The organism is Marivita sp. S0852 (assembly GCF_046591575.1).
Lineage (GTDB): Bacteria > Pseudomonadota > Alphaproteobacteria > Rhodobacterales > Rhodobacteraceae > Marivita.
In genome coordinates, this window is the sequence record NZ_JBIQWA010000001.1 from 554008 (window position 1) to 569598 (window position 15591).

Here is a 15591-nt window from a genome sequence, read left to right on the forward strand (position 1 = left end):
TGGAGTTAACCTGTGCGCCTTTTGATCCTTGGAGCTTTGATGTTCGCGCTTCCGTCTTTGACAGCGGCGCAAACTACTGGGCTTTTTTCTATGGAAAGCCGTCAGGACGGGCGCGCCTGGGAGGCCGTGGGGCGGCTTGAACTTGCCGGCAAAGCGTTTTGTACCGGGTCGCTGATTGCCCCCGATCTGGTACTGACCGCGGCCCATTGTTTATTTGATGATTCCGGGACCGCGCTGAAACCCGAGGATATTCAATTTCTGGCCGGGTGGCGCAACGGGCGTGCTGCGGCCTATCGGCGTGTCCGGCGCGCGGTGGCACATCCCAATTACAGGATCGGGTCCGGACCCAGCCCGGATCGGGTATATTACGATATTGCCTTGATCGAACTGCAACATCCGGTCCGCAATACGACGATCATTCCTTTCGTGACCGAAGACCGCCCGCCCGCTGGCGAAAGCGTCGGAGTTGTCTCTTACGCGCATAACAGGTCCGAAGCGCCTTCTATGCAGGACACCTGCGAAGTGTTGTCGGATCAAAGCGATCTTCTGGTGCTGTCCTGCTCGGTGGATTTTGGCAGCTCTGGATCACCGGTTTTTGCCTTTGCTGCGGACGGGCCCCGGATCGTATCGGTTGTTTCTTCCAAAGCGAAGAGTGGCGATGTGCCGGTATCACTGGGCGCTCCGCTGGAAGGCCAGATCGACGATATCAAGGTGTTGCTGACGGAAGGGGCCGGGTTTGAAGAGGGATCGGCCTTTCGACCGTTTCAGGCAAAAGATGGCGTGCGCAAGGACACGGGGGCGAAATTCGTGCGGCCAACCGATGCAGATGCCGACCCCTTGAAACCGTAAACCGGACTTCCCAATTTAACACTGTCGGAACGCCCATATGGGGTCCGATATTTCACCACAAGCCTGTCCGAAGACGGAAGGCTTTTCAAAACTGGTATCGCTCACTGGAGGATGACCTTATGCGTAGCTATGATTTTGCACCCCTTTACCGTGCAACCGTCGGCTTTGATCAAATTGCCGACATGATGGACCGGGTTCTGACGAAAGATGTCACTCAACCCACCTACCCCCCTTATAATATCGAAAAAACGGCAGATGATGCGTATCGCATCTCGATTGCCGTGGCCGGATTTTCCGAAAGCGACCTGACCGTTGAGGTCAAAGACGGGTCGCTGATCGTTGCCGCCACCAAGGCCGACGAGGATGAAGACCGCACCTACCTGCATCGCGGGATCGCCACGCGCGCGTTTCAGCGGCGGTTCCACCTTGCCGACCACATCCGCGTCGTTGGCGCAAGCCATGTGGACGGCATGTTGCATATCGACCTGCAGCGGGAAATTCCCGAAGCGCTTAAACCGCGCCGGATCGAAATTGCAAAAGCCGATGCAATCGAAAAAGACGTGGTTGACGCCAAAGCAGTGAACTAAGCTGTTCTGAAACGATGTCTGAGAAGGCCCGGCGGTTTGCCGGGCCTTTTGCGTGTTTGCAAAGATGCTGTTGTGACAGCGAACACCCGAACCCTGTTCGGGCTGGTCGATCTGGCGGTCAAGAGATGACCCCGATCAGGCGGGATCGACAGAACGCCGTCGCGCCAGAACGCCGCGCAAAATCGGAAAGGCAAGCGCCAGAAACGTGATGCCAAAGAGCGTGCCTGCGATGGGGTGATCCGTGGCAAAGGCGGTAAAATCCCCGCGTGTCAGGATCAGCCCTTGCCGCAGTGTCAACTCAAGCGTGGGGCCAAGCACCATACCAATCACCAGGGGGGCCATCGGCACGCCCTGCCTGCGCAGGATAAAGCCCAGCACACCGGCAAACCCCATCACCATCAGATCGAACGGATTGCCGCGCACGAAATAGATGCCAACCCCACAAAGCAAAACAACGCCCGTCATCATAAAGCCTTCGCGCATCCGAAGGATGGGTGCGGCAACCCGGCCCAACACCATGCCAAGCGGCAGCAGCAACAGGTTGATGATAAAAAACCCAGCAAAGATCGACGCAATAAGCGTGGGATTGTCCTCCATCAGGCGAAACCCCGGCGTGATCCCGTGCAGGGTGAGTGTGGCCAGCATGACAGCGGTGATCGCATCGCCTGGAATTCCAAGCGCCATGGTTGGCACCAGCGCACCGCCTGTGACGGCGTTGTTGGCGGCCTCTGACGAGATAATGCCATCCGGCTCTCCGGTGCCGTAGGCGTGCTTGTTCGGTGAAGACCGCTTGCCCTCGGCATAGGAAATGAACGCGGCGGTTGCGGCCCCGGTACCGGGAAGAACGCCGATCACGTTGCCGATCAACACCGATTTGGCGAGGTTTTTCTTGCGCCCCACCCATTCACGCCACCGCGGCAGGACAATGCCTTTGAACGCGGCCAGTTCGCTGACCTTTTCGGTGGTCTTGCTGGCGCGGATGAACACTTCGGACAAGGCGAAGATGCCAATGACCACGGCAAGCAAGTTGAACCCCGAAATGAGCTGCCAATTGCCGAAGGTAAAGCGCGGCTGTCCGGTGACGGGATCGCCGCCGACAGAGGCCAGAAAGATACCGATGCAACCCGCCAAAAGCCCTTTGACCAGAGATCCGGAAGACACCGAGACGATGCAGGTCATGCCCAAAAGCACCAGCGCAAATGTCTCGATCGGGCCGAAATTCAGCGCGAAAGCCGCCAGTTGTGGCGCGGCAAGAAGCAGCACAACGGCCGAGACCAATCCGCCCGCAACCGATGCGGTGGTGGCCCAACCCAACGCTTTGCCCGCCTCTCCACGCTGCGCCATCGGGTAGCCGTCAAAGCAGGTGGCGGCGGATTGCGGCGTGCCGGGCGTGTTGATCAAAATGGCTGAAATTGAGCCGCCATAAACCGATCCGGCATACACGGCGAGCAGCAACAGGATTGCCGGGGCCTGCCCCATCGACAGTGTGAAAGGCAGCACCATCGCCACCGCAACCGTTGATCCAATCCCCGGCATCGCACCCAGGATAATGCCCAGCACCGTACCCAGCACGAGGGTCAGCAAAGCCTCGGTTGTCATCAACAGCGACAGCGCGTCGGGAAGAGCAGAGATCATGGCGCGCGATCCTTCAGAACAGGTAGGTGAACGGAGACGTGGGCAGAGGCAGCTTGAGGATATGGTTGAACAGGATCACCATGCTGCCCGGTACGGCAATCGCATAGGCGGCAATCACCAGCGGGTTGCGGATGCCGAAAATCCACAAGCCCATGACCGAGAACGGCACGGATGACAGCATGAATCCAACCCGCGTGATTGCGTTGGCATAAAGGACCGCAGCAATCACCAATGCGATCAACGCGCCCCATTTCTCGACCGGTTCGACCGATTTTTGCGCGATCACATCCTGCAGCAGAGCTATCAGAATCAGACCGATCATCAGCCCAAGGATGATACGCGGGAAGTAGACAGGGGACTGGACCGCACCCAAAAGCCGGTATTCGGTGCCAAAGGTCGTCGCAAACAAAGCGCCCGCCGCAATCAGCAGCGTCAGCAGGACAAGCACGCGTTCGGAAAGCAAGGACGGCATGGAGGGCGCTCCGCCATAAATGGGCAAGGGCGGTCCGGCCAGGTGCCGCACCACCCCATTTTTTCCGGAAGAATCAGTTCAGCCCAGCGGCTTCGATAAGAACCGAATTGGCCTCGTATTGTTCGCGGAAGAATGTGTTGAATTCCTCAGCCCCACGATAGTTGATGACGGTGCCAGAGGTTGCGGCAAACTCTTGGAATCCATCAGAATTGACCGCTTGTTCGCAGGCGGCTTCCAGCGTGGCCACGACCTCGGCGTCAACACCTGCCGGTGCAAACAAACCGCCCCAGAGATAAAGTTCGTTCAGCGGTGCTGCGATGCCGGCTTCTGCAGCGGTTGGAACATCGGGATAGTTTTCCAGACGTTCATCGTTGAACACCATCAAAGGCCGGAAATCACCCCGTTGCATCAGGATCTCGGTATCGCCGAAAAACTGGATTGTGCCAGCGGTCAACGCCTGTACGGCAGGGCCTGACCCCTGAAACGGCAGATGTACCATATCGTCGATAATACCAAGGCCCGCGAAACCCGCGACAGTGGTCAGATGCGTCATCGCCCCCGCGCCAGACGACCCGTAGACAAGCGCACCGGGATCGGCCCTGACCGCGTCAACAACGTCTTGTGCCGTCATGTAAGGCGTATCGGCAGAGGTGAAAAGCAGCGTTGGCGAGGCCGCGACCGAGCAGATCGGCGTCCAGCTGTCGACATCATAGGGCACATCCCGAATCTGCGGCTGGATCGTGGCAACAGTGATCGAGAAATAACCCAACTGGTAACCATCGGCGCGCTGCCCTTGCAAGGCAGAGGCCGCGACGGTGCCGGACCCGCCCGCCATGTTCGACACAAAAACATCGCCCTCGATGGCTTCGGCGAAATAAGGTGCAAAGCCACGCAGCAACAGATCAGTGCCACCACCCGCATTAAACGGAGCAATCAGGTTGATGGGCCGCTCAGGGAAGTCCTGGGCCGAGGCGACAGTGGCAGTCAAAGCAACGGCGGCCAGACCGGTGGTCAGATAAGTGAGTTTCATGTTTCCTCCCTGAGTCCCGTTCAGGACTTCGTTGTGGTTCCTGGTAAATTGGTAGCGTTGTCATTTTGAATGTCAACGTTGTCATTTGCAAAGATTATCGTCACTAAGGGCAAAAGGTAACATTATGACCAAGCCTCGCATCCCTTCGGACCGGCCAGACCGGGCACGCCGCGCTACCTTGCGCGATGTGGCACAGCTGTCGGGGGTCAGCGAGATCTCGGTGTCACGGGTCATGCGCGATGCCCCTTCAGTTTCAGAGCGTCTGCGGGCCCGCGTGCTGGCCGCTGCGAACGAGGTTGGCTATACCCCCAATCGGCTTGCCGGGGCGCTCAAGACGCGGTCCAGCAACCTTGTTGCGGTGATCGTGCCTTCTATCGGCAACGGGGTCTTTCCCGAGGTTCTCAATGGTATCGAATCTGTGCTGACCCATGCAGGCCTGCAACCGGTGCTTGGCATCACACAATACGACCGCACCCGCGAGGTGCAGGTGCTGCGCGACATGCTGGCATGGTCGCCGATGGGGGTCATCATGGCAGGCACGGACCACGAACCTGCCGTGGCGCGGATGATCGAAACCCACCACGTTCCGGTGGTCGAATTCATGGATATTGATCGCACGCCCATCCATATGTCTGTCGGCATTTCCAATGTTGCCGCTGCGGTTGCTGTGGCGGATCTTTTGTTCCAACGTGGGTATCGACGGCCCGGCTATATCGGAGCATGGGCCGAACGCCCCGACCGTTCCAAGGCGCGGCGTCTTGCCTTTGAGGCGCGGCTGGTCGAACTGGGTATCCCACTTGTCGACAAGGAAATCGCACAAACACCGGCAAGTGCCGAAGTCGGGGCACAGACGACGGAAATTCTGTTGTCCCGCTCTCCGGACATCGACGTTATTTTCTTTGCCAATGACGATCAGGCGCTTGGCGCGCTGTTTCATTGCCAACGCACCGGACGCAAGGTGCCTCAGGATGTCGGGCTGATTGGGTTCAACGGAATTGATATCGGGCTGGCGACCCCGACAATCCTGGCAAGCGTTGTGACACCCAGATACCAGATGGGTGTTGAAACAGCCCGGCTTTTGCTGGCGGCTGCGGATGATCCAGAGTCGAAACAGGTGGTGGATCTGGGCTTTGAGATCCGGTTGGGTGAAAGCCTCTGACCGGGGCGCACAGCGTGTGCGGCAAAGCCGGCCGCGCCAATAATCCTGTTGAACCATCGCATACCGGCATTGACGCTATAAAACCACTGGTCTACTGATCGGACCAGCAGTCAAGGCGCAGAGGGGGCGGCCGCATGACAATGGATGTGTTTCTATCTGCCGATGGAACAGCGCTTGAAAAAGTGGCACATCACTCTGTCAAAGACACGGTCGCGGAACGGTTCGCCACATTGATTGCCTCTGGCGTGCTGTCGGTCGGGGACACCTTGCCAAGCGAACGAGAACTTGCGTCCGCCATGGGGGTCAGCCGCGAAACCATTCGCGGCGCTCTTCTTATCCTGTCAACCAAAGGGATCGTATCGGTCGTACAGGGCGCGCGCACACGGGTGATTTCGACCGATGTCGGCACGCTCGGCTTGTCGGCTTTGTCAGACGGGCGCGTCACCGATTACACGCTTGAAGACGTCCACGACGCCCGCATGACCATCGAGGCCCGGCTTGCCCCTCTTGTCGCCGCGCGCATTGATGACGCCACAATCGACCGCTTGTCGGATCTGATCAAAACGCAGGAAGAAACAGTGGGCGACCCGGTGCGGTATCTTATCGCGGACCGCGAATTCCACACTTTGATTTACCGCGCCTGCGGCAATGCCGTGTTTTCAGACCTTGCGGCGATGCTCTATTCCTACCTGCTTGACCACCGCCGCCGTGTTGTTGCGCAGCCCGGTGCCATCGAAACCAGTATCACTGATCATCGCCAGATCATGACAGCTTTGATCGCCCGCGACGGAGCGGCGTTGGCGGACGCGTTCGGCGTACACGAACGCCGCATCTATGACACCACACGCGCTTTGCTTGGCGCATCCTCATGAAAGGCCACGATATGCATGTTTTGATCCTTGGTGCTGCAGGCATGATTGGCCGAAAACTGGCCGAACGGATCGCGGCAACCGGCAAGATGGGCGGGCAGACTGTCGATGCCCTGACGCTGGTCGACATCGTGGAGCCTCAGGTCGCGGCCGATTTTACCGGCACGCGCAAGGCGCTGGCCGCCGATCTGACCGACGCTGGCATGGCCGAACACCTGATCGCGGACCGTCCCGATGTGATCGTGCATCTGGCCGCCATCGTCTCGGGCGAGGCCGAAGCCGATTTCGACAAGGGGTACGCAATAAACCTTGATGGAACGCGCGCCCTGTTCGATGCAATCCGCGCGGTCGAAGGCTATGCGCCCCGCGTAATCTATGCCTCGTCTCTGGCCGTATTCGGCGCACCCTTCCCGCCGAAAATCCCCGATGATTATCACCTCACGCCGCTCACCAGCTATGGCACGCAAAAGGCGATGGGCGAACTGCTGCTTAACGACTATTCACGCCGCGGGTTTCTGGACGGTATTGGCATCCGCTTTCCCACCATATGCATCCGCCCCGGCAAGCCGAACAAGGCCGCTTCGGGCTTTTATTCCGGTATTCTGCGCGAGCCGCTCAACGGTCAAGAGGCGGTGCTGCCCGTGGGCACCGATGTGCGTCACTGGTTTGCCAGCCCACGTTCGGCTGTTGGCTATATCGATCATGCCGCAACGCTCGACACCGCGCCGCTGGGAGGCCAGCGCAACTTGACCATGCCCGGCGTTTCCGCCACCGTCGGCGACCAGATCGAGGCGTTGCGCAAGGTCGCGGGTGACACCGCCGTCGCCCTGATCCGCCACGAACCCGATCCGACCGTGGCCGCCATTATCTCGGGCTGGCCCCGCGATTTCGACACCGCGCGCGCCCATGATCTGGGGTTCCGCGCCGAAACGAACTTCAGAGAAATCATCGAGGTTTATCTGGAGGACGAGATGGGCTGACACGCCCGAAAGCCGTGCCGGACAACGCGGCACACTGAACATCCTGCAGGTCATGCAGGCCAACCACTTTGGGAGGAGACCCCTAATGAAACACACCCTCACGGCCCTCACCGGTGCCCTTATCCTTGCCGCAGGCGCTGCCACAGCCCAGCAAAACATCGTTGTGGGACATTCACTGTCGCCCACATCGCATTACGGCATTGGCGCTCAGGCGTTTATCGACACATTGAACGAGCTTTCGGATGGTGCCTTCACGGGCGATCAGGCCCCCGCAGGCCAGCTTGGCGGCGAGCGTGACATGATCGAAGGACTGCAGATCGGGTCCATGGACGTGGTCATCACCTCGACTGGCCCCTTGGGTAACTTCGTGCCCGAGGTCTATGCGCTTGACCTGCCATTCCTGTTCCGCGACTACGATCATGCCCGCACAACACTCGATGGTGAAATCGGGCAAGAGCTGCTGGCCAAGATTGACGAAAATCAACTTGTTGGCCTTGCCTGGACGGAAAACGGCTTCCGCCACGTGACCAACTCGCAACGCCCGGTGCGCACGCCGGAAGACCTTGATGGTCTCAAGCTGCGCACAATGGAAAACCGCGTCCATATGGAAGCGTTCTCGGAAATGGGCGCATCGCCCACCCCAATGGCCTTCCCCGAGCTGTTCACCGCGCTTCAGCAGGGCGTCGTGGACGGTCAGGAAAACCCGGTCACCGTGATCACCGCATCCAAGTTCTGGGAAGTGCAGGGTCATGTGTCGCTGACCGGCCACGTCTATTCCCCGGCGGTTGTCCTTGCCTCGCCGATCCTTCTGGACGGTCTGACCGAGGAACAGCGCGGCTGGTTCTATGAAGCCGCCAAAGCCTCTGCCGCCGCAACGCGCGCCGAGGTGAACCGGCTTGAGGATGCAGGCGTTGCCCTGCTGCGGGAGAACGGCATGGAGGTCATCACCGACATCGACAAGGCCCCCTTTGCTGAACTCGCAGAGCCGGCCTACGCGGTCTATACCGACCAGTACGGCTCTGACATGGTCGATCGCATCAAAGCGGTCGAATAAGGCGTCAATCGGCAGGTGGCCCACCCGCCTGCCGATTTTCCGCAGCCCTGACCAAAAGGCAGTTTTATGCGTTTCTTCCTGCGCTTTGAGGACTTTACCACCGGCCTTGCGCTGCGGCTGTCCATCGCTTTTCTGATAATCGCCGCCTCTCTGGCATTGTTTCAGGTGGTCACGCGCTTTGTCTTTGGCGCGCCATCGACCTGGTCCGAGGTGATCACCCGATCGGCGATGATCTGGTCCGTGTTCCTGGGTGTGGCAGTCGCCTTTCGGCACGGCGCAATGATTTCGGTCGACGTGATCCAGAACGCTTTGCCGCCCCGGCTTGGGCTTGGGATCTATCTGGTGGCAAACATCGGTTCATTGATTTTTTTCTCGGTCCTGTTCTGGCAGGGCTATCTCATGACGCTGCGCGTGATCCCGCAAAGCCTCGCCGCGCTAGAGATTTCCATCGCCTGGGTCTATGCCGCGCTGCCCATCGGGTCGGTGTTCATCCTGATCGCGGTGCTGGCCTCGATGATCCGCGCGGTTCAGGGCGACTGGCTCGCTGCGCGCAACGCGGAGGTTGAGCCATGAACGCCGCACTTGGTCTGTCGCTCGCCATCCTCTTTGTCATCGGCGTGCCCATCGCCGTCGCCATCGGCCTGGCATCGGTCATCGGGATCGAGGCGCAGGGCCGCTTGCCGCTGCTGCTCGTGGCACAACGCATGTTCACCGGTATCGACAGCTTCCCGCTTATGGCGATCCCGCTTTTCATCCTTGCCGGGAACCTCATGTCGGCGGGCGGCATCTCGCACCGGCTGGTGGAGCTTGCGAAATCGCTGGTCGGCGGCATCCAGGGCGGGCTGGCCTGCACCTGCGTTCTGACCTGTATGCTCTTTGCCTCGGTCTCGGGCTCTTCGGTTGCCACCACATTCGCCATCGGTGCGATCCTCATTCCGGCGATGGTCCGGCACAACTATCCCCGCCCGCTGGCCGCGTCGATCCAGGCGTCCTCGGCAGAGCTGGGCGTTCTGATCCCGCCGTCGATCCCGCTGATCCTCTATGGTGTCTCTACCGACACCTCCATCGGCAAGCTGTTCATTGCAGGGCTTGGCCCGGGTGTCGTGGTCGCAGGCTCGCTCATGGCGCTGGTGCTGGTGATCTGCCGTCTGCGTGGCATCGGCAAGGAAGACGGTCTGGACCGCGCCAGCCCCGGTGCCGCTTTTGTCTCGGCCATGCCCGCGCTGCTGATCCCTGTGGTCATCCTGGGTGGCATCTACTCCGGCATCTTCACCCCGACCGAGGCCAGCGCCGCCGCCGTGGCGGCAGCCCTTATCGTCGGCATGGCAATGTATCGCGAGATCAAATTCGCGGACCTGCCCGAGATCCTCAAGAAGACCGTGATCTCGACCTCGGCCATCATGATCATCATCTCGGCCGCCGCGTTGTTTTCCTTTCTCATCGCGCGGTCCGGCCTGCCGAACGAAATCGCGGCCTGGTTCAAGGACATGTTCGACAGCCGCATCGCGTTCCTGCTGGCCATCAACATCCTGCTGCTGATCGTGGGCATGTTCATCGAAACCTCTGCCGCAATCCTCGTGCTGGCCCCGATCCTGACCCCCATCGCCATCGCCTACGGCGTCGATCCAGTGCATTTCGGGCTGATCATCGTGGTCAACCTCGCGCTTGGCATGATCACACCGCCGCTTGGCGTGAACCTCTTTGCCGCTTGTGCGGTTGCGGATCTGCGGGTCGAGAAGATCATACCCCAGCTGATCTGGTTCGTCCTGACGGTGTTCGCCGCGCTGATGGTCATCACCTATGTTCCGGCGATCACGCTCTGGCCGGTCGATCTTGTTTTCGGAGAATAACCCTATGAACGTTCTTTTTGCCGGTTTGGGCTCCATGGGCCTTGGCATGGCGCAAAGCCTCTTGCGCGCGGGTCATGCTGTCCAAGGCGTCGATCCTGATGCGTCGCGCGTCGCCCTGCTGCGCACGGATAGCGGTGTCGTCGACGTGGACCAGCCCGATGCGCTGGTCAGCGCCGTTCTCAACGCCGATCAGACCCGCGCGGTGCTGTTCGGTGCTGACGGTCTGGCCAACCGCCTGCGCCCCGGCGGCGTGATCGTCTCTTGCGCCACCGTCGCGCCCGCTTTTGCGCGCGAGATGGAGGCCGAGGCGCAGGCACGCGGCTTGCTTTATCTCGACGCGCCCATTTCCGGCGGCGCGGCCAAGGCCGCGACCGGGCAGCTTTCGATCATGGCGTCGGGCAGCGCGGATACGTTCGATGCCGCAGCCCCCCTGCTCGATGCGATGGCTGAAACCGTCCACCGACTGGGCGACAGCGCGGGTGCGGGATCGGCGATGAAGGCGGTCAATCAATTGCTCGCGGGCGTGCATATCGCCGCGATGGGCGAGGCGATGGGCTTTGCCGCGTCTCAGGGGCTCGATCTGCGCCAAGTGGTGCAGGTCATCGGCGCATCGGCGGGCCAGTCCTTCATGTTCGACAACCGCGCGCCGCATGTGGTCGATGCCGATTACACGCCGCGCTCCAAGGTGGATATCTGGCTTAAGGACCTTGGCATCGTCACCGACATTGCCGAAAGCGCTGGTCTGCCCCTGCCCGTGATGCAAGAGGCCCTGACCCAGTTCCGCGCCACGTCCGCTGCCGGGATGGGCACCGAAGATGACGCGGCCATCGCGAAACACGTCGCACGACAGGCGGGTGTGACGCTTCCGGGGGACGACTGATGCTTTTGGGCTGTATCGGAGACGATTTCACCGGATCGAGCGATCTGGCCAACACCCTGGCCAAGCAGGGGATGCGCACGGTGCAATATACCGGCGTGCCGGATGGCCCTGCGGCGGATGACGTACAGGCCGGTGTGGTTGCGCTCAAGTCCCGCTCAATCGATCCGGACGAGGCGGTCAGGCTGACGCTGCAGGCGCTTGACTGGTTGCGCGAACAGGGGTGTCGGCAGATTTTCTTCAAGTATTGCTCGACCTTCGACAGCACGGCCAAGGGCAATATCGGCCCGGTCGCCGATGCGCTGGCCGAGACGTTGGACGCACAAAAGGTCATCGTCTGCCCGGCCTTTCCCGGCGCGGGGCGGTCGGTCTATCAGGGTTATCTGTTCGTCAAGGACAGGCTGCTGAACGAAAGCGGGATGGAAAACCACCCGCTTACCCCCATGACCGACGCCGATCTGCGGCGTCTGATGGCAGCACAGAGCCGGCATCCGGTGGGTCACATCCCGGCGGAAACCGTGTTCGCGGGCCGCGCGGCCATTGCCGACGCGATGGATACCGCATCCGAACGGATGCTCATCGTCGATGCCCTGCGCGACGCCGACCTGGTAGAGATCGGCGCGGCAGCCAAAGGCCAGCCGCTCGTCACCGGCGGGTCGGGCGTGGCGCTTGGGCTGCCTGCGAATTTCGGCTGCACGCCAACGCCGGTGCCGTGGCAGGGGCAAGGCGGCAAGGCGGCGATCCTGTCGGGCTCGTGCTCTACCGCGACGCGGGGCCAGATCGCGCATCACCTTGAACGGCATCCGGGGTTGAAGATCGACGTGGCACAGGTGATCGACGGCACGCAAACGCCCGAAGAGGTGGCGCGCTGGCTGGTCGGGGCGGATGGCCTGCCGCTGGCCTACAGTTCCGCCGACCCCGGAGAGGTGCGCGCCGTGCAGGACACGCATGGGCGCGAGGCATCTGCCGATGCGCTCGAATCCTTCTTCGGCGCTGTCGCACGGCATCTGGTGGAGATGGGCGTGACCCGGCTTTTGACCGCGGGCGGCGAAACCTCGGGCGCGGTGGTCGAGGCGCTGGCCCTCGACAGCTTGCGTATCGGCCCCGAGATTGACCCCGGTGTGCCTGCGCTGCGCGCGCGCGACGACCTTGTTCTGGCGCTCAAATCCGGCAATTTCGGCAGCGAGGATTACTTCGAAAAAGCCGCCGCGCTCCTGGAGCGGGACGCATGAGCGACACCGCGCTCCGCGACCAGATCTGCCTGCTGGCCAAGTCCCTGTTCGACCGGGGCCTGACGCATGGCAGCACCGGCAACATCTCGGCCCGCACCGAGGATGGCGGGCTGCTCGTCTCGCCCACCGGGACCAGTTTCGGCAGGCTCGATCCCGCGCGTCTGTCGCGTTTCGATGCGCAGGGCACCCTCGTCGACGGCGACCCGCCCACGAAGGAGATGCCCCTGCATACGGCGTTCTATGACACACGCAGCACGGCGGGGGCGGTGGTGCATCTTCATTCATGCCATTCCGTCGCGTGGTCGATGATGCCCGACGCGGACGCCGATGATTTCCTGCCGCCGCTCACACCTTACGCGATCATGAAGCTGGGCCGTGTGAAGCTCTTGCCCTTCTTCCTGCCCGGCGATCCGGCCATGGGCGAGGCGGTGCGCGGGCTTGCGGGCAAGCGCAGCGCGGTGATGCTGGCCAATCACGGCCCCGTGGTGGCCGGCAAGGATGTGGAAGCCGCCTGCAACGCGGTCGAGGAACTGGAGGACACCGCGCGCCTTGCGATGCTGCTGCGCGGCACGCAGGCGCGGGCGCTCACCGATGCGCAGGTGCAGGCGGTCGTCAACAAATTCAACGTGGAGTGGGACACATGATCCGCCTGTCGGCCAATCTTGGCTTTCTGTTCACCGAACTGGCCCTGCCCGACGCCATCCGCGCGGCCGGGGATGCCGGGTTCGATGCCGTGGAATGTCATTTCCCGTACGATACGGACGCCGGGGCCGTACGGTCTGCGCTTGAGGAAACGGGCCTGCCCATGCTGGGTCTCAACACCTGGCCCGGCGACCGGGACGCGGGCGATTTCGGGCTGGCCGCCCTGCCCGACCGCGTCGACGAAGCCCGCGCCGAGATCGTCCGCGCGGTGGACTATGCGGCGGCGACAAAGATCCAAGCGGTGCATGTCATGGCGGGGCGCACGGATGGCGGTGCCAAGGCCGAAGAGTGTTTCCGCGACAACCTGACATATGCTTGCGATCTGGCGAAAGAACATGGTCTGACCATTCTGATCGAGCCAATCAATACCCGGGATGTTCACGGCTATCACCTGTCGGACACAGATCACGCAGAACGTATTCTGGACGCGCTGAACAGGCCCGAGCTAAAAATCATGTTTGACTGCTATCACATGCAGATCATGCAGGGCGATCTGGCGACAACGATCCAGCGACTGTTGCCGAAGATCGGCCACATTCAAATCGCAGCGGTGCCTGATCGCGGCGAACCAGATCAGGGTGAGGTCGATTACACATGGCTGATGGGGCAGCTGGCTCTGCTGGGCTATGAAGGTTTTATTGGTGCGGAATACCGCCCAAGGTCTTCGACATTGAACGGATTGGGCTGGCTTTCTGCATATCGCGACCAGGCAATTGATCAAAAGCCAAACAAATGACGGTCATGAGACCCTGTCGCGGGTCTCATACTCTCTTTGTGCGAACGGTGCGGTTAGACGCTGAGGCAGACATATTTCATTTCAAGGAATTCCTCGATGCCGTGATGGCTGCCTTCGCGGCCCAGACCGGATTGTTTGACCCCACCGAATGGGGCTAACTCAGTTGAGATGATGCCGGTGTTCACGCCCACGATGCCGTATTCGAGTGCTTCGGCCACCTTGTAGACGCGGCTGAGATCCTTAGCATAAAAATAGCTGGCAAGCCCGAAAATCGTGTCATTCGCCATCGCGATAACATCGTCTTCGTTTTCGAATTTGAACAGGGGTGCCAGCGGGCCAAAGGTTTCTTCGGTCGAGAACGCCATGTCCTGCGTCGCGCCGGTGACGATGACGGGGTTGAAGAAGTTGCCACCGGCTTCATGCGCTTCACTGCCAAGGATCACATCCCCGCCTTTGGCTTTTGCGTCGGCGATATGCTCTTGCACTTTGTCCAAAGCATCATTGTTGATCAGCGGGCCAAGATCGGTGCCGTCTTCAAGCCCGTCGCCGACTTTCATCGCGCTGACCTTGCTTTTAAGCTTTTCAGCAAAGGTATCATACACACCTGCCTGCACATATATGCGATTGGCGCAGACACAGGTTTGACCATTGTTGCGGAACTTGCACATGATCGCGCCTTCGACGGCGGCATCTATGTCAGCGTCATCAAACACAATGAACGGTGCATTGCCGCCCAGCTCCATAGAGCATTTCATCACCTGATCCGCCGCCTGACGCAGCAGGATACGGCCCACCTCGGTCGATCCGGTGAAGGTGAGTTTGCGCACCGCCGGATTTTCGCAGAATTCCTTGCCCACTTCAGAGGAGGACGAAGACGGAACAACGTTGAACACACCTGCCGGAATGCCTGCGCGGTCGGCCAGCACGCCCAGCACAATGGCCGACAGCGGCGTTTCAGCCGCAGGTCGGGCCACAAAGCTACAACCAGCCGCCAAGGCCGGGCCAGCCTTGCGCGTGATCATGGCGTTGGGGAAATTCCACGGGGTGATCGAGCCCACAACGCCGATTGGCTGTTTCATAACCATGATGCGTTTATCGCGCTGGTGGCCCGGAATTGTCTCTCCGTAGACCCGCTTGGCTTCTTCTGCGTAGAACTCGACGAAAGACGCGCCATAGCCGATTTCACCTTTGGCTTCGGCCAGGGGTTTGCCCTGCTCTGCAGTCAGGATTGTTCCAAGGTCGTCTTGGTGTTCGATCATCATATCGAACCATTTGCGCAGAACGGCGGCCCGTTCCTTGCCTGTCCATTTGGCCCAGTCTTTCTGGGCGGTTTCAGCAGCGGCAATCGCTTCGGCGACCTGACCTCGAGACAGATCAGCCACGTCAGCAATGGTGTCGCCGCGGGCCGGATTTTCGACGGAAAACGTGCCATCCGCGCCATCGACCCAAGCTCCGTTTACATAGCCGCGTGTCTCAAGCAGCGACGGGTCATTCAACAGGCTGGCCAGGTTTGTGGTTTGGTCTAACATAGTCCCCTCCGATTTTTGCTGACAACGGTG

Annotated in this window: 16 protein-coding genes; 12 read left to right on the plus strand and 4 right to left on the minus strand. The window is 60.7% G+C overall.

Features of this window, described 5'->3' with window-relative positions:
* Window positions 1-12 precede the first annotated feature (12 nt).
* Together ACG74X_RS02735 and ACG74X_RS02740 are read left to right on the plus strand one after the other, a co-directional pair.
* Window positions 13-849, plus strand: coding sequence for a trypsin-like serine peptidase (locus ACG74X_RS02735; protein ID WP_411232558.1), 837 nt, complete (start codon window positions 13-15; stop codon window positions 847-849).
* Window positions 850-968: 119 nt separating this feature from the next.
* Entirely contained in the window at window positions 969-1436 is a 468-nt protein-coding gene (locus tag ACG74X_RS02740; protein ID WP_411232559.1) for an Hsp20 family protein, read from the plus strand.
* A 135-nt stretch (window positions 1437-1571) separates the two neighbouring features.
* Here ACG74X_RS02740 and ACG74X_RS02745 read toward each other — a convergent pair whose 3' ends face one another.
* The 3 genes from ACG74X_RS02745 to ACG74X_RS02755 all read right to left on the minus strand — a co-directional run bounded on the left by ACG74X_RS02745 (window position 1572) and on the right by ACG74X_RS02755 (window position 4573).
* Window positions 1572-3071, minus strand: a complete 1500-nt coding sequence (locus tag ACG74X_RS02745; RefSeq protein WP_411232560.1) for a tripartite tricarboxylate transporter permease — start codon at window positions 3069-3071, stop codon at window positions 1572-1574.
* Between the two features lie 13 nt (window positions 3072-3084).
* Window positions 3085-3543: a tripartite tricarboxylate transporter TctB family protein gene (locus tag ACG74X_RS02750; protein WP_411232561.1), complete on the minus strand. Its 459-nt coding sequence runs from the start codon at window positions 3541-3543 to the stop codon at window positions 3085-3087.
* A gap of 73 nt (window positions 3544-3616) precedes the next feature.
* On the minus strand, window positions 3617-4573 hold the full coding sequence (locus ACG74X_RS02755) for a tripartite tricarboxylate transporter substrate binding protein (RefSeq protein ID WP_411232563.1): 957 nt from the start codon (window positions 4571-4573) through the stop codon (window positions 3617-3619).
* 124 nt (window positions 4574-4697) lie between these two features.
* On the opposite strand from ACG74X_RS02755, the gene ACG74X_RS02760 reads away from it, so the two are divergent.
* From ACG74X_RS02760 to ACG74X_RS02805, 10 genes are all read left to right on the plus strand, one after another.
* Window positions 4698-5732, plus strand: coding sequence for a LacI family DNA-binding transcriptional regulator (locus ACG74X_RS02760; protein ID WP_411232565.1), 1035 nt, complete (start codon window positions 4698-4700; stop codon window positions 5730-5732).
* A 134-nt stretch (window positions 5733-5866) separates the two neighbouring features.
* Window positions 5867-6604 carry a FadR/GntR family transcriptional regulator gene (locus tag ACG74X_RS02765; protein ID WP_411232566.1) on the plus strand — a complete coding sequence of 246 codons (738 nt, stop codon included), beginning with the start codon at window positions 5867-5869 and terminating at the stop codon, window positions 6602-6604.
* A complete protein-coding gene (denD, locus tag ACG74X_RS02770; protein ID WP_411232568.1) occupies window positions 6601-7581 on the plus strand; it encodes a D-erythronate dehydrogenase in 981 nt (326 codons plus the stop codon). Before ACG74X_RS02765 ends, denD begins: the two co-directional genes overlap by 4 nt.
* Before the next feature lie 85 nt (window positions 7582-7666).
* Entirely contained in the window at window positions 7667-8635 is a 969-nt protein-coding gene (locus ACG74X_RS02775) for a TRAP transporter substrate-binding protein (RefSeq protein ID WP_411232569.1), read from the plus strand.
* 66 nt (window positions 8636-8701) lie between these two features.
* Window positions 8702-9208 (plus strand): TRAP transporter small permease, encoded by a 507-nt coding sequence (locus tag ACG74X_RS02780; RefSeq protein WP_411232570.1) that lies wholly within the window; start codon window positions 8702-8704, stop codon window positions 9206-9208.
* Complete coding sequence (locus ACG74X_RS02785; RefSeq protein ID WP_411232571.1) at window positions 9205-10485, plus strand: TRAP transporter large permease; 1281 nt, start codon at window positions 9205-9207, stop codon at window positions 10483-10485. The genes ACG74X_RS02780 and ACG74X_RS02785 overlap by 4 nt, the downstream gene beginning before the upstream one ends.
* 4 nt (window positions 10486-10489) lie before the next feature.
* Window positions 10490-11365, plus strand: a complete 876-nt coding sequence (ltnD, locus tag ACG74X_RS02790; RefSeq protein ID WP_411232572.1) for an L-threonate dehydrogenase — start codon at window positions 10490-10492, stop codon at window positions 11363-11365.
* Window positions 11365-12594 (plus strand): 3-oxo-tetronate kinase, encoded by a 1230-nt coding sequence (gene otnK / locus ACG74X_RS02795; RefSeq protein WP_411232574.1) that lies wholly within the window; start codon window positions 11365-11367, stop codon window positions 12592-12594. The genes ltnD and otnK overlap by 1 nt, the downstream gene beginning before the upstream one ends.
* Window positions 12591-13238, plus strand: coding sequence for an aldolase (locus ACG74X_RS02800; RefSeq protein WP_411232576.1), 648 nt, complete (start codon window positions 12591-12593; stop codon window positions 13236-13238). Before otnK ends, ACG74X_RS02800 begins: the two co-directional genes overlap by 4 nt.
* Window positions 13238-14032 carry a hydroxypyruvate isomerase family protein gene (locus ACG74X_RS02805; protein ID WP_411232879.1) on the plus strand — a complete coding sequence of 265 codons (795 nt, stop codon included), beginning with the start codon at window positions 13238-13240 and terminating at the stop codon, window positions 14030-14032. The genes ACG74X_RS02800 and ACG74X_RS02805 overlap by 1 nt, the downstream gene beginning before the upstream one ends.
* 53 nt (window positions 14033-14085) lie before the next feature.
* Here the strand turns inward: ACG74X_RS02805 and ACG74X_RS02810 are convergent, their stop codons facing one another.
* Entirely contained in the window at window positions 14086-15561 is a 1476-nt protein-coding gene (locus ACG74X_RS02810) for an NAD-dependent succinate-semialdehyde dehydrogenase (protein ID WP_411232577.1), read from the minus strand.
* Window positions 15562-15591: the final 30 nt, after the last annotated feature.